This is a genomic window from Providencia sp. PROV156, assembly GCF_028480905.1.
GTDB classification, from domain to species: Bacteria; Pseudomonadota; Gammaproteobacteria; order Enterobacterales; family Enterobacteriaceae; genus Providencia; species Providencia hangzhouensis.
In genome coordinates this window covers 20,614-43,096 of record NZ_JAMPPE010000032.1, presented here as the reverse complement: position 1 = coordinate 43,096, position 22,483 = coordinate 20,614, and the positions used below count along the sequence as shown (strand labels likewise).

Below are 22,483 nucleotides of genomic sequence, written 5' to 3'. Positions count from 1 at the left end.
CAAAAAGACCCCGCAATAATCGGGGCCTTTAAATAAAGAAAAATAATCGTTATTCTGTTAGATAAGTTTGTACGGGTACTGGGCCTCCTGGATAACCGTACCCATAACCATAACCCCATGGGTGGTTATAAAAATACGGGTCGCCATAATAACCATAACCCCAAGGGCCAGACGGCGGGATCATAACACTTTGTGCGACATTCCAGCGTTGGAAACCTGTTACATCTAACGTGACATACTTATAAGGAACTTGCCCTACTTTCCCTTGCTGTTCCCCCGTGATTTTCCCCACCACAGTGATATAACGGTTAGTAAAATCACTTGGCTCACGAAAACCATTTAAGTACGCATAAATGCGGCCAATTGAAGGGGAATTAAGCTCTGGTGCTGCATCATATTTATTCAATGCCATCACCGCAATTTCTAAACGTGTTCTTGCTGCTTCGTTTTCAACTGCAAGGACTTTCCCACCAAAACGCGCCTCTTGGCCAATATACATTTCAGGAGCATTTTGTACCGATGTTAAGTTATCTGTTGGGTTTTGAACCGAGCCTTGAATTGAAGCAGGTATTGAAACACACCCTGTCAGCGCTAATACGCTTGCAATAAAAAGACCTTTAAGTGCATTACGGCAGTTTAATTCAATATTCATAGACCACCTCCGATTAGCGATATTATAAATTCAGGTAATACAATTTTAAATAGCATTTAGTAAACAAAACACGATATGTTAAAAGTAGCCATAAGAATTATCTTACCACCTAATAATATCCTAAATTATTGAATGATTCGATTTGTATTTTTATTATTCAATATTTGATTTGTTTTGTGTGTAATATAAAAAATTGGCCATATCACCTGATATAGCCAATTCAACATCAATTAATTTTCTGTGTATTATTCACGACCAGGCAATTTTTTCCATGTAACTTCATTACGCAGGTAAGTAGGTTCAACATTTTCAACGGCAACCACTTTTCCCTGTTGCCATAATTGAGCAGCAATGGGTAACATATCTTGCGCATCAGGCAGCGTAATATGACTGTTAGCTAATGTAATTGATGCATTCAACAATGAGGGATATGCCTCCCACCCAGTACCTGCATAACCCCACAGCCCTGAAAGCCCTGTCACTTTGCTCTTAAAATCGTCGGGAAGTAGAACTGCTTCAGTTTCTTCACCTAACCATTGGCCTGCGGATGTTCGCTGATATTGAGCACAATAAATTTCTGACATCCGTGCATCAATAGCCACTAATACCTGATGATGCCCCATTATACGAAAGGCGCCTTCAGCAAGTGTCATTAAAGAGGAAACGCCAATCATGGGCAAATTAGCCCCTAGTGCTAACCCTTGTGCAATACCAACACCAATACGAACCCCCGTAAAACTACCAGGACCACGCCCGAAAGCCAATGCATCTAACTGGTTCAACCCCATCCCAGCTTCTGCAAGAACTTCCTCAACCATCGGTAAAATTTTTTGTGTGTGCTCTCGAGGAGAAATCGCGAAACGCGAAATAATGTCACCTTCACACCAAAGTGCGACTGAACAGGCTTCTGTTGCTGTATCAACAGCAAGAATACGACTCGACATGCCTAAACTCCGGCAAATTAATAGTTTCTGATTAAAAGATGCCGATTATATTAACATAAACGGCCGTAGGAATAGCAGAAAAACAAGGTGGGATTTACCTCACTCTATTAACTTCTTGCCTTTTCTCTTCAAGAAATGCAATTGCTTTTTGTATACTTCTTGTTCGTGGTGATGGCGGAAGGCTACGTAAAAAAACCTCACCATAAGGGCGAGTCACTAAACGGTTATCACAAATAACGATGACACCATAATCACTAGTGTCTCGAATTAGCCGCCCTACACCTTGCTTTAAAGTAATAACTGCATCTGGTAATTGGACATCCGAGAATGGATCTCCACCCCGTAATTCACAATCTTCGATGCGCGCTCTTAATAGCGGGTCATCAGGGGCAGTAAATGGGAGTTTATCGATAATGACACAAGTTAATTCATCACCTCGCACATCAACCCCCTCCCAAAAGCTACTAGTGGCAACTAAAACAGCATTCCCCGCAGCAATAAACTGAGATAACAGTTTGTTTTTACTGCTTTCCCCTTGCATTAGAACCGGTAATGTCAATGAAGATTTAAATTCCTCGGCCAATTCACGCATCATCAGGTGTGATGTACATAAAAAGAAGCAACGTCCCTGATTTTTTTCAATCATAGGTCGTAGCATGGTTGCCAATTTTTGTGCGAGGCCTCGTTGATTGAGTTCGGGTAAAAAACGCGGAACACATAATAAAGTTTGGCTTTGATAATCAAATGGGCTGGCTAATAATAGCGTTTTTGCCGTGGCTAGACCTAAACGGTCAGTGAAGTGACTTAGTTTTTCATTTACCGACAAAGTTGCTGATGTAAATACCCAACTGGCTGGCGTACTTGCGATCATTTCGCTGAATTTATCTGCAACCGTTAATGGCGTTAGTGCCAGTAAAAAATGGCGACCATAACTTTCAAACCAATAGCTGTAGCCTGCAATTGTCACATCTTTTAAACGGTTCAAACGATTTCGGTAAATAGTAACACGCTCAAAAATAGAGTCTAAGCTCTGTGAACGGCCCAAAGTGGTTTTGATCACTTCGTAACAAAGTTCAAGAGAATCATCAAGTAATGTCAATGCCCTTTGTACTTCAGGGCGCTTTAGTAAATCACGTAAATTGCCACGAAAACTGTTTTCCCCCAAATTGAGCCGGAAATCTAGCGTACTTTGAGTGAGCCTATCTGCACTTTTTTGCAGTTGCACTTGGTCTTTTAACTCAGTTCGATAGGCCATAATCATATCACGTGCCAGATCAAGCAATTGGCGACTACTTAGTTGCTGACCAAAATATTGGCTGGCTATATCAGGAATTTGGTGCGCTTCATCAAAAATCATGACCTCTGCTTGGGGAATTAATTCTCCAAAACCTGTATCTTTCACGACTCTATCAGCCATAAATAAATGGTGATTCACAACGACAATATCCGCTTCTAAAGCTTTACGTCGTGCTTTTAAGACAAAACATTCTTGATAACGTGGGCAATCACTTCCAAGACAATTATCATTGGTGCTAGTCACTAACGGCCAAACAGGGCTGTCCTCCGCAATATCATGACAAGTGCTCGTATCACCTAGCTCAGATTCAATGGACCAACTGCGTAACCTCACAACAGCGGACAATATTTCCGGCTCAAGACTACCACCACCAAGGGATTGTTGGTCTAATCGCTCTAAACATAAATAATTCGAACGCCCTTTTAATAACGCGGTCCGTCCAGTGTAATTCATCGCATCAATAATTGTCGGTAAGTCTCGGTGATACAGTTGATCTTGTAAGGCTTTTGATCCCGTAGAAACAATGACTTTTTTTCCACTACGCAGTGCAGGAACTAAATAAGCATATGTTTTTCCTGTTCCAGTACCCGCTTCCGCCACCAGCACATGCTGCTGCTCAATCGACTCGGTTACTGCATTCGACATCGTAACTTGTGCTTCTCGAGGCTGAAAACCAGGAATTGTTCTGGCTAAAAAGCCATCCGCAGAAAAATCGTCGTGCACTACATGACCTATTTATTAGGAATAATGAGGGCACACTTTACCATGAGTTTCTTAACCCTGCTTAGGTAATTATTACTTCGTTGAACAACTGATTTTCATCCAGCCTGCAAACTGTTATTCTTGAGCCACATGTATAATAAGGAATAATTATGACTATCAAACGTATTGACCCTGATAATCGTTGGTCTGAAGCTGTCATTCACAATAATGTCATTTACTACACCAGTGTTCCTGAAAATCTTGACGCTGATATTGTTGCCCAAACAGCAAATACACTCGCGGCGATTGATGTGATGCTTGAACGTGTTGGTTCAGACAAAAGTAAAATTCTTGATGCCACCATTTTCCTCGCTGATAAAGCCGATTTTGCTGGGATGAACCAAGCATGGGATGCATGGGTTGTTGCTGGAAGCGCACCTGTTCGTTGTACTGTCCAAGCATTGTTGATGAAGCCAGAATATAAAGTTGAAATTAAGATTGTTGCAGCAATTGATTGATTAAACAGGTTTTGCTTTGCATAAAAATGGGCGCCAATTATTAGCGCCCATCCATGCTCTAAATAGTTTGCAGTGTCGCTAGGCGGCAAGTGAGTTAATCCCTTGGAGCATACATAAGTATGTGACTAGGGTTAACTAATGCAGCCAACAACGCGACAGTGCAAAATATGACGAGCATTACGACATCTTGATGAGAACCATTCCTAGTAGCAATAACACAATCCCTCCCCAGCCTTTATAATTTAGCCGTTGATTGAAAAGTATCCAACCTGCTGCTACTGTCGCGATAATCCCGAATGCTCCCCATAATGCATAGGCAATTGAAAGTTCAATTCCTTTTACTGCTTGCGCTAATGCACTGAAAGCTCCGAGTACCGCAATTAGAGAAAGAATACCTATCCAGTATCGTTTAAACCCATTCGACATTTTTAACAAAATGTTGGCTGCGATTTCTAATATGACTGCTAGGATCAAAAACGCAGCATGCCACCATTCAAAATGACTGGCCATATTACGCCTCCGACTTAGCTTCGCGTCCAACTAAAGCATTTGTTTTGGCTGCATTGACCGCGTTTTGTGTAACTTGTTTTACTTTTTGTGCAGATTGACGAACGGTGGTTCTCTTGGTGCCTGATTTAATCAGTCCAATACCGGTGATCAGTAATACTAACCCCCCAATTTTCATCGGTGATAGCGTTTCTCCAAACCACATGACACTAAATGTTGTGATAAAAAGGATACCGATACCTTCCCATAGTGCATAGGCGACACCTAATGCCACTTTTTTAACTGCTACAGCAAGTAAAATGTATGATGTTGCTATCATCACATACATCACGACCATACCAGTAAAATCACCACTGACGCTGGCATGTTTCATTGATAGTGTACCGATAACTTCAGTTACGATAGCTAATACTAAAAATATCCAGTAAATCATTATAATATCTCTCTATATACAGCCACGTAATAGTCTATTTTTTGTACAGATAAAAAATACAGATTACTATTGCGTAGTTGTTGAAAATTCAAATAAATAACAACGTGTTGCTGAGTTTATTCAGCGAAATGAATAATCGAGAGAGACGCTATAATGCACCACACCAGTAGTGTTCACTGGAAAGGATAGCTGAAAGGAAAAGCCTGTGTGTCGTTCTTTTTTGGGACTTGCTGATCTTGCCGCTAGTTGAGCTAAGCATGATATCTTATTCTTTTCATCAGGTAGACATCTACCCAATTTACTCCGAACCCTCATGTTGATAGTTAATTTCAGTTTATTTTTAACATGCCAAATTTATTAAGTCAATGAATATAAACATTTTTTGCATTGAATAAAAATATGCATAACTATTCATTAATATGCTAATCAACCCTTGAGCTATCAACTATTGCGCGAATAAACAAGCGATGATGATAAATTTTTCACTGGAATTATTTTATAAAAAAATCTCTTTTTTCCACTTTTTATACTCTCATCACGCCTTAATTAAGCTATTCGATTTTTAGCATTGACAACCTGATTGAACAAGCTTCTTATAGTAGCTATATGATTGAAATATGCCGAAGAGAGAGCCATGAACGCCTTTAGCCTTACCTCCAATAGTTTCCAAAATTCCGCTGATGCAACGCCATTACCTTATGATGTTGTTTCAATTCAGTCGCAAGTTATTTATGGCAGTGTTGGAAATAGCATTGCCGTTCCAGCCCTGACAAAACAAGGTTTACGTGTTGCGGCAGTACCTACTGTAGTACTCAGTAATACGCCTCATTATACAACTTGCTATGGTGGTGAGTTGCCTAGTGAGTGGTTTCGTGGTTATTTAAACGGTTTTGTTGAGCGGGGTAGCTTAAATTCTGTGAGAGCTATTTTGACTGGTTATCTAGGTTCCCCAGAAAAAGCCCAAGACTTAGCAAACTGGTTAACTCTAGTTCGTAAAGAAAGAACGGCACTACCGGTTATTGTTGACCCAGTCATGGGAGATGAAGACAGCGGTTTTTATATTCCACCCGAAATTGCCGAGGTATACCGCGATAAAGTCATTCCTTTAGCTACAGGTATTATTCCAAACAAATTCGAGCTCATGACGTTAAGTGGCAAACAAATCCATAACTTGGATGATGCTACGGCTGCAGCCCGTAGCTTATTAAAGGGAAATACACAGTGGGTAATCATCACAAGTGCTTTCCAGCCTGATGACGACAACATTGAAGTCGTTTGTGTTACCCAAGATAACGTGGCCGTAATCCGCCACAAACGTTACCCTGTCACACCAAAAGGAACGGGGGATTTATTTGGCGCTGAACTCACCGCTCAGTTATTAGCGGGACTATCCGTTCCTGATGCCGCTAAAATGGCATGTTTACGCATCGAGCAAGCGATTATTCATATGGCAGCGACAGGACGTAGCGAATTAATCCTTTAATATTCTATGTAGCCATACCTAACAATATGATAAACACAGATAAATGGCGGGATTACCCCGCCATTTTAGTCAATATACCACCTAATATTTCAAATATTGATAATATTATTCAAACTCATTCCATGAACGGCCATCGCGTGCGATCATCGCAACAGATGCAATCGGCCCCCAAGTCCCTGCTTGATATGGCTTAGGCGCTTCATTGTCCATTGCCCATGCATCTATAATAGAATCAACAAATTTCCATGCCTCTTCTACTTCATCACGGCGAACAAACAGTGCTTGAATGCCACGCATGGCTTCAAGTAATAAACGCTCATAAGCATCTGCAAGGTGAGTCTGGTTGAAAGTTTCAGAGAAACTTAAATCCAATTTAGTGGTTTGTAAACGATGTTTATGATCAAGGCCTGGTGCCTTATTCATAATTTCAATATCAATCCCTTCGTCTGGCTGCAAACGAATGGTTAATTTATTCTGAGGCAGGTCTTGATAACTTTCAGAGAAAATATTCAATGCTGGTTTTTTAAAATAAACAACAACTTCAGAACATTTTGCAGGTAGGCGCTTACCCGTACGTAAATAGAAAGGTACACCTGCCCAACGCCAATCATCGATATCAACGCGTAAAGCAACGAATGACTCGGTCATGCTTTGCTTGTTCGCACCCTCTTCTTCTAAATATCCAGGGACTTTTTTACCTTGAACAAAACCAGAGGTATATTGCCCTCGTACTGCCTTTTCACGCACATTTGTATGGTCGATACGACGTAAAGAACGTAAGACTTTCACTTTTTCATCGCGAATACGGTCAGTGGTTAAATCTGCCGGTGGTGACATGGCAATCATCGTTAAGATTTGCAATAAGTGGTTTTGTACCATATCACGCATTTGGCCTGCTTGGTCGAAATATCCCCAACGACCTTCGATTCCTACTTCTTCTGCAACCGTGATTTGGACATGATCAATAGTGCGGTTGTCCCAGTTATTGATAAATAACGAGTTTGCAAAACGCAATGCGAGTAAGTTTAAAACGGTTTCTTTACCAAGATAGTGGTCAATACGATAGACTTGGCTTTCATCAAAATACTTCGCCACTTCATTATTAATTTCTTGTGACGACGCTAAATCCGTTCCCAGTGGTTTTTCCATGACAACGCGATTTGGCTTTTTATTTAATTTAGCATGACCCAACCCTTGACACATAGCACCAAAAGTACTCGGTGGCATAGCAAAGTAATGGATAGCGGGTTGTGCATCTTGTTTTAACATTTCAGCTAAACGCACAAAACTTTCAGTCTGGTTAACGTCTAAGTTACAAAAATCCAAGCGAGCGCTTAGTTTTTCCCACAATGCTGAATCGAGATCTTCTTTTAAGAACTTATCTAACGCTTCTTTGACAAAGTGGACATAATCATCTTGACTCCATTCAGCACGACCAACACCAATAATGCGCGTGTCTGGATGAATGTAACCTGCTTTTTCTAACTGATAAAGCGATGGCAGCAGCTTACGACGAGCGAGGTCTCCCTTGGTGCCAAAAATAATTAAGTCACAAGCTTGAGCAGCATTATGTACCGCCATATTGGTTCTCCTCAATTTGCGGAATGTAAGACCTAACTAGGATAGGCCTTATTGTAATTTTGTTAAAATTAGCCCTAATTCCGCTAATGTACCCTGTTGCTAGTGCCCAGTAAATGTTCATGATACCGATCACAGTTTTTATGATGAAAAAAACAACATATTGTCTGTTTGATCTTATGTTACACACTGAATAATTTTTAGTGTATTAAAAAGATGCGATTTAACTGAATGGAGACAGCTTCCGTAAAAAAATAACAAAATAAGTAGGATGTTTACTATTCTGAAAATTAGATACGGGTCAAAGTTTCATAAAAAGCTGCTACTTATCACCTGTATTCAGATAGCTTACATATCATACATAGTATATTTTCACTCTCTATTACGACATCACAGCAAGAAATTTAAAATCAATAATAGGATAACGTGATGACTCAAAAATTTCTCCTTTCGATGAAATAGGCGCTTTTGCTATATGAATATTTTAGAACAAATGAAGACAAGTCTCGATTTTTTAAGTAAATCAGAAAAAAAGGTGGCTGAGGTTATTCTAGGTATGCCACAAAATGCCATTCATCTTAGTATCGCCACACTCGCACAATTAGCTGATGTTAGCGAGCCAACAGTAAACCGATTTTGTCGAAAAATGGATACGAAAGGATTCCCTGATTTTAAATTACGATTAGCACAAAACTTAGCCAACGGCACCCCCTATATTAACCGCCATATAGAAGAAACCGATACAGTAAATACCTATACTCATAAGATTTTTGAATCTGCTATGGCTGGATTAGATAATGTAAAACACACATTAGATATCAGTGCAATTAATCGTGCTGTTGATTTATTAACTCAAGCTCGGAAAATCAGTTTTTTTGGCTTTGGAGCCTCTGCAGCTGTTGCGCACGACGCAATGAATAAGTTTTTCCGCTTTAATATTCCTGTCATATACTTCGATGATATTGTCATGCAACGTATGAGTTGTATCAATAGCAATGAAGGAGATGTTATCGTGCTCATTTCCCATACAGGAAGAACCAAAGCATTAGTTGATATGGCACGTTTAGCACGGGAAAATGACGCGACTATAATTGCAATTACCTCAGAAAACTCACCTCTCTCTCAAGCCGCTTCCTTATCTATCATTATTGATGTCCCTGAAGATACTGATATCTATATGCCAATGGTATCAAGAATGGCGCAGCTCGCTGTCATTGATGTACTAACAACGGGTTTTACGTTAAGAAGAGGTGAAAAATTTAGAGATAACTTGAAGCGCGTCAAAGAAGCATTACGTGATTCGCGGTTTGATAGCATCTAAAGGCAATAAATTGGCTGTATAAATGCTTTTCTTTGCTTTTCAGGCTTTAATAGTTTTACAGACCTGATAGCATTAAGATATTGGCTGTATATAATAGCTGTGCTCGTGTCAGCATCCCTATTTGCAGTAAACAGGTTTCGAAATGGAGTGAAATGGTTTCACTCTTTTATCAACACCATTACAGGTCAACGGAGTAATACATGTCTAGACGGCTTAGAAGAACTAAAATTGTTACAACTCTTGGTCCAGCTACAGATCGCGATAATAACCTTGAAAAAATTATCAACGCTGGCGCCAACGTTGTTCGCCTTAACTTCTCCCACGGAACTCCAGAAGACCATCTATTACGTGCGAACAAAGTACGTGAGATTGCCGCTCGTTTAGGACGTCACGTTGCGATCCTCGGTGATTTGCAAGGTCCTAAAATTCGTGTTTCCACTTTTAAAGATGGCAAAGTTTTCCTAAATATTGGCGATAAATTCATTCTTGATGCCAATTTAGGTAAAGGTGAAGGCTGCCAAGAGAAAGTAGGTATCGACTATAAAGGCTTACCTGCCGATGTCGTCCCAGGTGATATTTTGCTTCTTGATGATGGTCGAGTACAATTGAAAGTCCTTGAAGTCAAAGGGTTACAGGTATTTACAGAAGTTACTGTTGGTGGCCAACTATCTAACAATAAAGGTATTAATAAACTCGGTGGCGGTCTTTCAGCTGAAGCATTAACAGAAAAAGACAAAGAAGATATAAAAACTGCTGCAAAAATTAATGTTGATTACTTAGCTGTTTCATTCCCTCGCTCAGGTGAAGATTTAGATTATGCACGCCGATTAGCTCGTGATGCGGGCTGTGAATGCCAAATTGTTGCTAAAGTAGAACGTGCAGAAGCCGTTGCCAATGATGAAGTGATGGATGAAGTTATTCTCGCTTCTGATGTCGTTATGGTTGCTCGTGGTGACCTCGGAGTGGAAATTGGCGACCCTGAATTAGTCGCTGTCCAGAAAAAATTGATCCGCCGCTCTCGCCAATTAAACCGTGTTGTTATAACCGCAACACAAATGATGGAATCGATGATCACTAACCCAATGCCAACGCGAGCCGAAGTCATGGACGTTGCGAATGCGGTGTTGGATGGTACTGATGCCGTTATGCTTTCTGCTGAAACTGCTGCAGGCCAGTACCCAGCAGAAACGGTAGCCGCGATGGCGCAGGTTTGTTTTGGCGCAGAAAAAATGCCGGGCCTAAATGTGTCTAAACACCGTTTAGATGCGGAGTTTAATAGCCCTGAAGAAGCAATTGCAATGTCAACAATGTATGCTGCTAACCATCTTAAAGGGGTTAAAGCTATCATAGCAATGACTGAGTCTGGCCGTACTGCTCGTATGATGTCTCGGATCAGCTCTGGTTTACCTATTTTTGCCATGTCTCGTCATGAAAAAACCCTTAATCAATGTTCTCTCTATCGTGGTGTTACACCTGTTTTCTGTAGCACCCATACAGATGGTATTGCGGCTGCCAATGAAGCTGTCACGCGTTTACGTGATAACGGCTATTTAATGAGTGGTGACGTGGTTCTTGTCACCCAAGGTGACTTAATGGGCACTGTAGGTAGCACGAATACTTGTCGTATTCTAGAAGTTGAATAATCTTTTAGCCCTCGCCTATGGGTGGGGGCTTTCCTTTATATTGAAACGCTATCTAACTTAAAAAAGAATTAACACAAGAAAGTATAGCTCTGCATCACTTGCGTAAAATACAGAGAAAATAGCATTTAATGATATTGTAGGTTAAATTGTAGCGTACCATTCGCTTTCCCAGCTGTCGTTGCAGATTGAGTTTGGATATACGCGGCTTCCAACGGAATGTTGTATTTCCCTATGTCATTTTTATTGGCGAGCGGTATTAATTGATTAAGCTTAATGGGTATACCGTTGTGCTTTACTTGGATGGCATAACCTTTCGCTGTATTTTCATCGGCTAAATTATTAAGTGCGATTGCCCCTGGTGTTTGACTTGAATCTTGAGTTCCAATAAACGTAATTTTTATCGGAGATATAGGGTCACAATCTAATTCAATTTGAAAATTTTGTTTGCTCTCAGAACTCGTTGAACCAACACCTGTAAAGGACAATTTACTAACGTTACCGAATAGTACGTCTATTGACTTATTTTTGACTTCACAACCACTCGAAATAATATCGATTGGCCCCATATTTACTTTGGGTTCGAACCTCCCATATAAATCTGTAGTAATGAAACCATTGTGGAATAAAATCAACATCGCAGCATTAGATATTGGTAAAGTTTGGCTTTTAACATTATTACCAACTTTATAAAAATCCGCCCTTAATTTTACAGTATACGTTGCTGAAGATGCATTAGAGCCACATATAAATCTATTATTATTATTTCCATCTTTCGTATTTACCCCATCAACATATGCAAAACCAGAGCAAGGGCTCATTACTGTACCATGCAAAGTATAACCAACGCCTGAACTATTAATTTCTCTAACATAACCTATACCCGGAATATACCTTGAATTTCCTGGTTCGATTGGTACGTAAATTCCAACTTCTGTATTACCCGTCACATTCCACCACGTCCATGGAGAGTGGGTTCCTAAATCAATAGAACCAATAAAAGTACCTACTGGTAAAGTTCGTGATACATAAAGTGTTTGATTCGGATTAACTAATTGGCTGGTAAATTCAGCCCTAAATTCAGCAGCCCCGAATTGTGAATATAAAAGGAACGAAATGCCTATTTTTAGACCTAAATTTTTCATGATAACTCCTATTCACAAACTCGTTCTATAAACTGAATTTTTTCATTCTCTAATGATAATAAAAGTGGAACTGTACATTGTTGATTATTACCGTTGCCCCATTTCACTATTATCTTGCTTTGCTCTGGAACGCCACTTAAATAAACTTCCCCATCATTTGCAACAATACCGCCTGTAACTTGTTCCTCACTTTCCATAACAGAAACTTGTGTACCAAATGCAATTGCTTTTCCCGCATACTTGAGTTTTAATAAAACTCTAGCACCCCGTTTTGCTTGGAAATTAGCTAATACAATCGCACCTTGAGTAGGGACGACTGTCGTTGTATTAATCGCAACATCATTATTGCCACTTAATGTTGCAGTATCGACACTAATTTTATTTCGTTCATAACGAGTCACTGTGGGAATTACTGCATAACCTGACGAATTAGTGTAAAGTGATTGCGCGTTATTTACTTTTAAATTGTCTATATCTTCTGCTTTAACGAGCACTGCAGAATCATAGATAGTACGAGAGGTCGTTAACCCGCCAGAATGCAATAATAGTGCTCCCGTTGCACTGAAATCGATAGCATGATATTTAGGGTCATAGTTATAACCCAAACTGTATTCTCCTGATGAAACTATATAGTTTGCACTAACGGAACTGCTAAATTCATTACGGCTATGGTTATATCTTTGCGTAAGGTTATACTGCAAATTATTATCTACTAATTGCATACCATTAAAACTTAATGAGCTAATCGAATCTCCATTTTTGCTGGTACTATAGCTATAGTTAGCCCAATTATTTTTTCGACCCAAATCAAAAGGAATACTCAAATTGAATGACAGCATTTGGTCATTTGTTTTTGAATAGTCTTGTTTAATATAAGAATAAGCAGCGCTGTAATTCAATGAATTATAATTAGAGCTAAAACTCATTGTTAAACTTTTATCAGAACCACTTTTGTCCCAATAATATTGCTGGTAACCATTCACCGATAAATAACCGATTTCGTCAAGTGACTGAGAGACTGATGCTTGAAACTGTTGTTTTTTTCGCCCCATCTTATAAGGATGATTATTAGAATCAGAAAAATCATAATAGTTTTTTGTTGAGTAACGATATGATGCCAAAGAAAAAGAAGTGCCTGTATTTGGAATGTATTTCGAATATTGAATTCGATACGCTTGCCCTTTCGCACTCCTTTTATCAATCAATTGTACCGATGCTTCTGTAATATCTGTTGATATCGCGCCAATTTTGCCTAAATTTACTCCAGCACCTATTGTGTAGGCTTGATAGTCTTGAGAAACTAAGAAACCTCCATAAACGGATAAGTTATATGGCAAGCCGTAAATTGCTGATGCTTGCGCAAAATTAGGTTTACGGCGTGCACCATCAACATTATATTTACCAATATCTACGCTATATTTTAATGTGCCGGCTCTTTGCATCATTGGCACTGCAGAGAAAGGCTGAATAAAAGACCTTACCGTGCCATTAGCTTCTTCAATTGTGACCTCAAGATCACCACTATATGACGTTGGATACAAATCATTAATCGCAAACCTACCCGGCGGCACGGTGGTTTGATAAATCACGTTGCCATTTTGGCTGATAGTAACAATCGCGTTTGATTGTGCAATGCCAGTCACTGTAGGTGCAAAACCCCTTTCACTTTGAGGTAACATACTTTCATCAGATACTAGCTTCACTCCAAGATAATAGCTGCTCTCCATTACGCCATTATCAGAGGATGTTTCACCAATCGTTAAACGGCTTTTTAAGCTACGAATATCACGTTCTGCATAAGTTTGTAGATTATTCCAATTCGTTTCATATGTCGTTTTACTGTAGGAACTATGATTACGGAAACGCCAAGCGCCCATATTAATACCACTTCTTAAACCTAAGAACGAGTTATCGCTATTATTCTTATTTTGGTACCAATGTTTATTAAACCGAACTGTGTAGTTAACAAATGTAGTGGTGATTCCATCGTCCCATTCCTTTGGTTCAATATAGCCTCTACTCGTATTTTCTAATCCAATTTGTGGGATACTAATTTGTAATTGTTGGGTTTCAAATCTGTATTGATAATTAGCACTAGGAATAATTTTACTAATGTCATTCAAATATTCGTCCTCTCCACTTGCTGAAAACTTTTCACTTGCTGAGTTTTTCACGCCCCAGTTTAGCAGCATTTTTTTTGTTATTTCAGGAGATAATTTTTTAGCTTTATCATCAAATAAAAACCTTATATTCTTGTTATCAACCAATTTATCATTTATATAGATATCAACAAAATAATCTCCTGGCAATTGCCCTCCCGCAGATGATAGGTAGCCTAAACTATTTATATCTGCGACTTGGTTTTCCATTCCGGAATTAATTGCATTAATATCAAAAATATCTTTAGCAATTGTATTATTGATATAAAATATTAAGCTAATCGCAGTAAAAACATTAGAATACATAAGCGTATTTTTTTTACAAAAAACTGGCATCTTAGAGACTCTTATTTGGTTTTTTTCTCTATAATAGCGCCATAGTCATTGATAAATTGAACAACTATTGAGTCACCATTATTTATTTTTTTCTTAATGATATAGTCATTTTTGAATGGATATATTAAACTAGCACCGTCAATGACCCTGCCATTGTCAAGGATATTTTTGATTGATAAGTGATATGGAGTTTGGTTATCAATCATAATCCCATCTGGTTTCTCAACTAAAAAAATTTTTTTAAAGTCGAATGGCTCTATATCTTTCGACCTTAAAAATAATTTAAACTGTGAATTTATGATTATCTGTAGTTCATTCTCAATACTATTATTTTTTGGTGGTATTGATTTGATATTAAGCAAATAAATTTGTTCAGTATTTGAACCGATAGGCTCACCTATATAAGAAATTCTAGCTGAACCATTTGTATCTGGCTCAATACGAAATAATGGTGGTATGGCAATAAATGGTGCTTTCCCCTCTCCGCCAAATGGTGATACCCAGCTTTGAATTAAAAAAGGTTTTTCTTTATCACTATTGAAAATAGGAATATCAATTTCACGTTTATTTTCTTCATAGACAAAACGTGTTCCACCTACACTAATCCCTGAGGCTTGAGAGGTGTTAGCTATAGAAAAAAAACATATACAGATTGAAAAAAATATTTTTTTCATAAAACAACCATTATATTGAAATAAGAAGGAGAGTAACCATTGTCACTCTCCAATTAGTTAATGATATTGAATACTATATACTGCACTGCTATTAGCAGGCCCTGCAGTTACTACACCAGTCGCTTTATAACGAGCAACATAATCTAAGTCTACTGTTGTACCATCGAATTCAATTTGTTTTGAATCTTCAAACAACTTAATTTGCGTTATTGCATCTTTTTCAAATAAAGCAACACCGACATTATTTGCAACACCTACAGCTTGGTTAATTGCAAGAATATCGTTGTCTGCGGTATCACGTGTGCCACCGAAGCGTACAGTTACTTTGGAGTTTGTTGGACAATCAACAAGTTTAATAGTGAAGTCTTTTAAACCCGCCACTTCTCCTTGTGCAGCTAAACTTTTAGCTGATACCTTTCCAAGGTCAACATTTAAATTTTTTGAGTTGCTATCAACTGTACAAGCTATATCAGTTATTTCCCCAGTAAAGTTAATTGTACCTGAAGCAAAAACAGTTGGCGTAGATGTTACAGCTAAAGTAACCCCTATTACAGTTAGGGATTTTTTTAGAATACTCATAATAGTTCCTATAATATAGATTTTTAATTATTAATTACTACATAAACAAATAAATCACTCATATTTTTAGTTCATAAGAAATATATCATCTACCTTTAGTTAAGTTAACCAATGGATACATTGAATTTTTTAAAATTGCATCTAAAATATTAATGTTTTGTTTTTATCATTTATGAACTGGCTCTTTTATTTAGATTTTTTATTAGCAATTAGATAGTTTTTTAAAACTTCATTTGCCATTGAACTTTTATTAATATACATATAAAAATTATAGAACGACTTTTTATTTACTGTTTTCAGCTCTTTTAATGAATTATTATTTAATTCTTTCTGGATTAAATTTTTCGGCAACCATAAATAACCAACCGAATTTTCGGCTAATTTAATTGCTAATTCCACATTAGAAATGTGGATAGTTTGGATGCTTTTGATCCCATTCATACCTGTAAGCTTCAAAGAAATTGAGGCTGTTTTCTCCATTATTTTCAGTATATTGTCAACTGAACAATGTTGCAGCTTATGATTTGGGTTGGTTACAAGCACCGCTTCAACCTGTTCAAGAAATATGGGATTTAACGACTCAATGTAATGATGAGTAATTAGTAAATCATAATTTTTAATTGTAAAAATATCTGATTTTCTTAGTGAAATCTTCTTAAGATCAATATCATAATCCTTTCTAGAGCAGCTTAGCTCTCCAATTTTTTTAAGTATTTCATCACTTTGATATAGCGAATCTATAACTATATTAATTTTATTATTTCCCTCATAATTTAATGACTTGGCAACCTCTTCTAATGAAATCGCTTTATTTGTTATTTCTCTTGATAACGCTAATAACTGTTCTCCTTGTTTAGTTAATACTGCACGACGTTTTTCTAAAGAAAATATTTCAATTTCTAACGTTTGCTCTAATTTACTGATGGTATAACTAATTGATGATTGTGTTCTATGCAAGATTTCAGCTGCTTGAGCAAAACCACCGTAGTCAACCACCGCTTGTAGGGTTATCCATTGGTCTAACGTAGTTCGGGTTTTAACCATAGAGTCTCCAAATTATTAACCTGGGAGATATATTTTATTTATCGTTAATAAATACTTTTACATACCATTCCTTATTTACTCATATATTTAAAAGTTTTTAAGTTATTTATTTTGATATATCGATAATCATTTTTAATAGGGGATATTTTTTTATGTAAAGCTATCAGTTCTCTTATACTCTCGAAAAGATCAATACAAGTAACTAAAAACAGCCTAATAATAAAACCAAGAAATATAAAAATAAATTAAATAACTATACACCATTAATAATGGTACCCAGCTTTTCAAAATTATGGGGATTAAGTGTATATTTCTATGATGAGCACACTTTTAGACAAAAAAAGCCATTACTCAAAAGGTAATGGCTCAAAAATTATTCTGTAGATCTGGACACTAACGGTAAAGATCTTTTCGCTGATAAGGTTCTATTTCTCCCTCTTTTCGCGTTTTTAATAGCTTTAGTATCCATGTGTATTGTTCTAAGTTCGGGGAAACCAGATATTCCAGCTCCTCATTCATTCTTCGTGCAATATACTTATCGTCCTTACCATCGATATCATCCATTGGTTCACGGATAAAAATATGCAATTGATGCGTTTTATGGTCATAAACGGGAAATAGTGGCACAACTTTCGCTTTACAAACTTTCATTAACCTACCGATTGCAGGTAATGTTGCCTTATATGTACCAAAAAAATCAACAAATTCGCTATGCTCCTCACCATGATCTTGGTCTGGAAGATAAAACCCCCAATATCCTTGTCTAACAGAAGCAATAAAAGGCTTAATACCCGCTTCTCTTGAATGCAAGCGCCCCCCGAAATGGTATCTCGCTTTATTCCATAAATAATCTGCAACTGGGTTCTTTTGGTGATGAAACATTGCCGCCATTTTCTGGCCTTTTGCTGCTAATAACATCGCTGGTGCATCAACGGCCCAGCCATGAGGAACCATAAAAATAACATTGCTTTGCTGCTGTTTTAAGCGCTCTATAATTTCTTGATTATGCCAATGCGTTCTAGCTAGCGTTTTACTTGCACCACGAAGACATAGCTCTGCCAACATAACAAAAGACTGTGGTGCGGTTTCAAACATACGATCAACTAATTCTTCTCGTTGTTGTTCTGTCAATTTAGGAAAACAATAAAGTAAGTTAATTTTGGCACGACGACGGCCACTTTTAGCCAATCGCCCAACCCATTTTCCTATTTTAGCGAGTAAAGGGTCACGGATTTTAACCGGAATGAAAGCCAATCCTGCCAAAATACCCGCTCCTAACCATACCCCCCAATATTTAGGTAATAGATAAGAACGGTGAAAAGTTGGCACATAGCCTTTTTTACTATCAGTGTCTTGATCTTTATTCATGCTGTACTCAAGTGAATATTAGCTATCTCTCTATAGCTTATAATAATAGTTTACGGGAGCATTACAAAGAAAACTGGCAGATACAAGTACCTGCCAGCGATAAAATAGAAACTTAAGTTACTGTAGTTTAAGTTGTGGTTTCGTTTCTTTTACTAGCGCTAAATATTCTTTACGCTCTTTTCCTGTTAAACCACCAGAACTTGGTAATTTCGCAGTAAGTGGATTTACTGCTTGTTGATTCACCCACATTTCAAAATGTAGATGAGGCCCGGTCGAACGCCCAGTATTACCTGATAGCGCAATTCTATCACCACGCTTAACTTTTTGCCCAGGCTTAACTAATAATTGGCGTAAGTGCATGTAACGAGTGGTATATTGACGCCCATGACGTATAGCAATAAAGTTGCCTGCAGCACCGCTGTATTTTGAAACAATCACTTCACCATCACCAACAGCAAGTACTGGCGTGCCAACAGGCATTGCGAAGTCCACGCCTTTATGTGGTGCTACACGCCCAGTAACTGGGTTAACTCGGCGAGGATTGAATTGTGAAGACACTCTAAACTGCTTAGCGGTTGGAAAACGTAAGAAACCGCGTTCTAAGCCATTCCCTTCGCTATCATAATAGCGCCCATCTTCAGCACGAAAAGCATAATAGCTTTTCCCATTAGTTTGCAGACGAACACCAATGAGTTGGCTCTGCTCACTGCGCCCGTTAAGCATTTCCCTGCTCATTAACACACTGAATTTATCGCCTTTTTTCAATTTTTTGAAATCAACCTGCCATTGTAAGGCTTTAATCACCTCACGGCCTTCGTTACGTGTTAAGCCCGTTTTGTTTGTACTTTGTGCAAATGAACCGTCAACCGTACCTTTTAAAACACTGTTAGTCCATTCACCTTCGCGAATTTGCTTGGTTTCTTCAAATTTATTTGAAGTTCCAACACGAGTAAAAACACGGGTCTCACGGCGAGAAACATCCCAAGTCAATGATTCTAACTCACCCTGTTCTGTTAAAGACCAATTTAAGGATTGGCCTATTTTAAGGTTTCTCAATGACTTATGTTGGTTAGATAGCGTTGCAACATCCCCAGCTTCAATACCGAATTGAGTTAAAATAGTCGTTAAGTTATCACCACTTGCAACAACATATTCATGGGGGAGAGGCGCAGCTTCTCCCCCTGTCTCTATTGCTTCAGCTTCGGTATCAGCAAGGCCTTCATCAGGTAGCTGTTCACTACTGTCTTGAATTATATCGTCGGTAGCATCACTTGCAGGTAATAATGAGAGCGGTATGATGGTATCCGGCGTGCCATCATTTTCAGTTGTCGTTGGTACATGAACTGGCCGCCAAATTGCGACGGCCATAGTCGCTACAGTGAGCGTACTTAATACAATTTTATGTGTCCTAGACAGGCTACCGTATACCTGAGCCAGACTTTTGGCCATTTGCTGCACTTAAACAATTCCTTCTATTTTTAATTCAGGCAGCTGGCGTATTGCTCTGATAATTGAGTCAAAAACTGCATGTAGCTATCTGGCCCTATCGCCAGCCCAATTCCTAGTGGGTCGAGAGTTCCCATTTTCACCCCCGTATTTCGTGCTACACTTTCAATCACAGCAGGCCTGAATTGTGGCTCAGCAAAAACACATTGCGCTTTGTGCTCAACCAATTGTGTTCGTATTTGATGTAATTTCTGCGCGCCAGGTTGTATTTCTGGGTTTATCGTAAAATGCCCTAATGGAGCTAATTGATAGTGTTTTTCAAAGTAACCGTAAGCGTCGTGAAAAACAAAATAACCCTTATTTTTAGCTGGCTGCAAAATATTAGCAATTTTCTGATCATTTTGCGTCATATTTTCTTTGAATTTACGAAGGTTTACGTCTAGCTTATTTTTTTGTTCAGGATAAAGCTCTACTAAACGCTCATAAATATCTTGCGCAGCGTAATTTGCAATTTCTGGGGATAACCAGATATGCATATTATACTCACCATGGTGATGATGTTCGTGATCGTTGTCATGGTTAGCTTCATCTCCATGTTCGTGATCATGTTCATCTTCATGTGACTCCGCCATAAGTAGTGGCTTAATGTTTTTCTGCTCAGCCAATGCTAGGCGTTTATTCTGTGGTAATGTATTGATTGGCTTCTGTAAAAACATTTCCATATCAGGTCCAACCCATACGAATAGATCAGCCTGTTTAATTTTTTTCAAATCAGAGGGTTTAAGTGCATAATCATGAGGTGAAGCACCATCTGGTAATAAAACTTGTGTCTCAGTGACACCGTCGGCAATCCCTGCGGCAATAAAGGCCAGTGGGCGAATTGACGTTACAACATCAGCATTCGCAGTTGATACCATAGTTGTACTTAATACGGAGGTCGCCACCGCCCCGAAAAGAAATTTGCAGGCAATGTTTTTCGATTTATGTATCATAGCAGTCTTTTTCCGTGATTTTGATTTTGAAATGTTATAATATAACACAAAATGAATTCTGCAAGATGTTTTTCATATGCAACCATTACTGACTTTAAATAAAATTTCTGTTTCATTTGGCGAAAAACAGGTCCTTAACGATGTTACCTTTGAACTGAATAAAGGTGATATCGTAACCCTTTTAGGCCCAAATGGCGCTGGAAAATCAACTATTGTACGTGTTGTACTCGGGTTACTTGCCCCTACATCAGGTACCATTACGCGTCCCTCTTCTCTTGCTATTGGCTATGTTCCACAAAAACTTCATCTGGATACCACGCTACCTCTTACTGTTAAACGTTTTATGTTATTAAAGCTCGGTGCTCGTAAAGAGCATTTGTTACCTGCACTCGAAAGAGTCAAAGCAACGCATTTACTCGAGCAACCGATGCAAAAATTATCAGGCGGTGAAACTCAACGTGTTTTACTGGCTCGCGCCCTACTCAATAAACCTGACCTGTTAGTGCTCGATGAACCCGCTCAAGGTGTTGATATTACAGGCCAAGTTGCACTATATGATTTAATTAATCAATTAAGAACTGAGCTTAATTGTGCTGTATTAATGGTTTCCCATGACTTACATCTCGTGATGGCAAAAACAGATAAAGTACTTTGCATTAACGGCCATATTTGCTGTTCTGGCGCGCCAGACGTTGTTTCAAACCACCCTGAGTTTGTAGCAATGTTTGGTTATCGCGGTGCTCAACAACTCGGTGTATACCGTCATCAACATAATCATCAACATGATTTAGAAGGCAATATTATTGTTGGTCACCAACACAGCAAGGACTGCAAACATGATTGAGTTACTATTACCCGGCTGGGTAGCAGGCATGCTACTTGCCATTGCGGCAGGTCCTTTAGGCTCTTTTGTTGTGTGGCGCCGAATGTCCTATTTTGGCGATACATTAGCTCATGCTTCATTGCTAGGCGTCGCATTTGGGCTTCTATTAAATATCAACCCATTCTATGCTGTTATTGCTGTCACTTTGTTATTGGCCTTAATTTTAGTTTGGCTAGAAAAGCGGCCACAACTTGCTGTTGATACTCTACTGGGTATTATGGCGCACAGTTCACTGTCTTTAGGTTTAGTCGTTGTTAGCTTGATGGCTAATGTCCGTGTTGACCTAATGGCTTACTTATTTGGTGACTTACTCTCAGTCAGCTATGAAGATATTATAACGATTTTTATTGGCGTCATTGTCGTTTGCGGGTTGCTTTTTTATCGTTGGCGGGCACTTTTGTCCATAACGGTTAGCCCTGAACTTGCTTTTGTTGATGGCATTAATATTCAAAGACTGCGTTTATTACTAATGTTAGTTACCGCACTAACAATTGGCATTGCAATGAAGTTTGTCGGAGCTTTAATTATTACGTCTTTATTAATTATACCCGCGGCAACGGCTCGGCGTTTTGCTCGAACACCTGAGCAAATGGCCTTTATCGCTATCTTAATTGGTATGATTGCTGTAACTGGTGGATTAACACTTTCTGCTTTCTACGATACCCCTGCTGGGCCGTCTGTCGTATTGGTATCGGCTGTTCTATTCGTACTTAGCTTAACAATAAAAGCGAAAAATTAATTTAAGCTTTAAGCTATGCATTTTAGTCATCACGCGCTGTTTT

Annotated in this window: 20 protein-coding genes; 6 read left to right on the top strand and 14 right to left on the bottom strand. The window is 38.6% G+C overall.

The window, feature by feature from the left end; translation table 11 throughout:
- Positions 1-49: 49 nt before the first annotated feature.
- The 3 genes from PSF31_RS18970 to PSF31_RS18960 form a co-directional block, all read right to left on the bottom strand.
- On the bottom strand, positions 50-652 hold the full coding sequence (locus PSF31_RS18970; protein ID WP_004254971.1) for a Slp family lipoprotein: 603 nt from the start codon (positions 650-652) through the stop codon (positions 50-52).
- A gap of 245 nt (positions 653-897) precedes the next feature.
- Entirely contained in the window at positions 898-1,596 is a 699-nt protein-coding gene (gene tsaB, locus PSF31_RS18965; RefSeq protein WP_096864866.1) for a tRNA (adenosine(37)-N6)-threonylcarbamoyltransferase complex dimerization subunit type 1 TsaB, read from the bottom strand.
- 94 nt (positions 1,597-1,690) lie between these two features.
- On the bottom strand, positions 1,691-3,616 hold the full coding sequence (locus PSF31_RS18960; RefSeq protein WP_096864865.1) for an ATP-dependent DNA helicase: 1,926 nt from the start codon (positions 3,614-3,616) through the stop codon (positions 1,691-1,693).
- Positions 3,617-3,765: 149 nt separating this feature from the next.
- On the opposite strand from PSF31_RS18960, the gene PSF31_RS18955 reads away from it, so the two are divergent.
- Positions 3,766-4,113, top strand: coding sequence for a RidA family protein (locus PSF31_RS18955; protein ID WP_004254978.1), 348 nt, complete (start codon positions 3,766-3,768; stop codon positions 4,111-4,113).
- Positions 4,114-4,290: 177 nt separating this feature from the next.
- On the opposite strand, the gene mdtI is transcribed toward PSF31_RS18955, so the two are convergent.
- Together mdtI and mdtJ are read right to left on the bottom strand one after the other, a co-directional pair.
- Positions 4,291-4,623, bottom strand: coding sequence for a multidrug/spermidine efflux SMR transporter subunit MdtI (mdtI, locus tag PSF31_RS18950; protein ID WP_004254980.1), 333 nt, complete (start codon positions 4,621-4,623; stop codon positions 4,291-4,293).
- A 1-nt stretch (position 4,624) separates the two neighbouring features.
- Complete coding sequence (gene mdtJ, locus PSF31_RS18945) at positions 4,625-5,053, bottom strand: multidrug/spermidine efflux SMR transporter subunit MdtJ (protein WP_096864864.1); 429 nt, start codon at positions 5,051-5,053, stop codon at positions 4,625-4,627.
- Positions 5,054-5,687: 634 nt separating this feature from the next.
- Here mdtJ and pdxK point away from each other — a divergent pair.
- A complete protein-coding gene (pdxK, locus tag PSF31_RS18940) occupies positions 5,688-6,536 on the top strand; it encodes a pyridoxine/pyridoxal/pyridoxamine kinase (protein WP_096864863.1) in 849 nt (282 codons plus the stop codon).
- A 105-nt stretch (positions 6,537-6,641) separates the two neighbouring features.
- On the opposite strand, the gene zwf is transcribed toward pdxK, so the two are convergent.
- Positions 6,642-8,117 carry a glucose-6-phosphate dehydrogenase gene (gene zwf, locus PSF31_RS18935; RefSeq protein WP_004254987.1) on the bottom strand — a complete coding sequence of 492 codons (1,476 nt, stop codon included), beginning with the start codon at positions 8,115-8,117 and terminating at the stop codon, positions 6,642-6,644.
- Positions 8,118-8,589: 472 nt separating this feature from the next.
- Here zwf and PSF31_RS18930 point away from each other — a divergent pair, with 472 nt between their 5' ends.
- Positions 8,590-9,435, top strand: coding sequence for a MurR/RpiR family transcriptional regulator (locus PSF31_RS18930; protein ID WP_004254990.1), 846 nt, complete (start codon positions 8,590-8,592; stop codon positions 9,433-9,435).
- 200 nt (positions 9,436-9,635) lie between these two features.
- Entirely contained in the window at positions 9,636-11,078 is a 1,443-nt protein-coding gene (pyk, locus tag PSF31_RS18925) for a pyruvate kinase (RefSeq protein ID WP_094962974.1), read from the top strand.
- Between the two features lie 125 nt (positions 11,079-11,203).
- Here the strand turns inward: pyk and PSF31_RS18920 are convergent, their stop codons facing one another.
- The 8 genes from PSF31_RS18920 to znuA form a co-directional block, all read right to left on the bottom strand.
- Entirely contained in the window at positions 11,204-12,220 is a 1,017-nt protein-coding gene (locus PSF31_RS18920; protein ID WP_096864862.1) for a fimbrial protein, read from the bottom strand.
- 8 nt (positions 12,221-12,228) lie between these two features.
- Positions 12,229-14,715 (bottom strand): fimbria/pilus outer membrane usher protein, encoded by a 2,487-nt coding sequence (locus PSF31_RS18915; RefSeq protein WP_096864861.1) that lies wholly within the window; start codon positions 14,713-14,715, stop codon positions 12,229-12,231.
- Between the two features lie 11 nt (positions 14,716-14,726).
- Positions 14,727-15,389: a fimbrial biogenesis chaperone gene (locus tag PSF31_RS18910; RefSeq protein WP_112307022.1), complete on the bottom strand. Its 663-nt coding sequence runs from the start codon at positions 15,387-15,389 to the stop codon at positions 14,727-14,729.
- A 57-nt stretch (positions 15,390-15,446) separates the two neighbouring features.
- Entirely contained in the window at positions 15,447-15,968 is a 522-nt protein-coding gene (locus PSF31_RS18905) for a fimbrial protein (RefSeq protein WP_094962970.1), read from the bottom strand.
- 186 nt (positions 15,969-16,154) lie between these two features.
- Entirely contained in the window at positions 16,155-17,012 is an 858-nt protein-coding gene (locus PSF31_RS18900; RefSeq protein WP_096864859.1) for a LysR family transcriptional regulator, read from the bottom strand.
- Between the two features lie 393 nt (positions 17,013-17,405).
- Positions 17,406-18,380, bottom strand: coding sequence for a lauroyl-Kdo(2)-lipid IV(A) myristoyltransferase (gene lpxM / locus PSF31_RS18895; protein WP_096864858.1), 975 nt, complete (start codon positions 18,378-18,380; stop codon positions 17,406-17,408).
- A gap of 117 nt (positions 18,381-18,497) precedes the next feature.
- Positions 18,498-19,838 carry a murein DD-endopeptidase MepM gene (gene mepM, locus PSF31_RS18890; protein WP_164560994.1) on the bottom strand — a complete coding sequence of 447 codons (1,341 nt, stop codon included), beginning with the start codon at positions 19,836-19,838 and terminating at the stop codon, positions 18,498-18,500.
- 20 nt (positions 19,839-19,858) lie between these two features.
- On the bottom strand, positions 19,859-20,818 hold the full coding sequence (gene znuA, locus PSF31_RS18885; protein ID WP_096864856.1) for a zinc ABC transporter substrate-binding protein ZnuA: 960 nt from the start codon (positions 20,816-20,818) through the stop codon (positions 19,859-19,861).
- A gap of 76 nt (positions 20,819-20,894) precedes the next feature.
- Here znuA and znuC point away from each other — a divergent pair, with 76 nt between their 5' ends.
- On the top strand, positions 20,895-21,662 hold the full coding sequence (gene znuC, locus PSF31_RS18880) for a zinc ABC transporter ATP-binding protein ZnuC (RefSeq protein WP_004255015.1): 768 nt from the start codon (positions 20,895-20,897) through the stop codon (positions 21,660-21,662).
- Entirely contained in the window at positions 21,655-22,440 is a 786-nt protein-coding gene (gene znuB, locus PSF31_RS18875; protein ID WP_094962966.1) for a zinc ABC transporter permease subunit ZnuB, read from the top strand. Before znuC ends, znuB begins: the two co-directional genes overlap by 8 nt.
- The last annotated feature ends 43 nt before the right edge of the window (positions 22,441-22,483 follow it).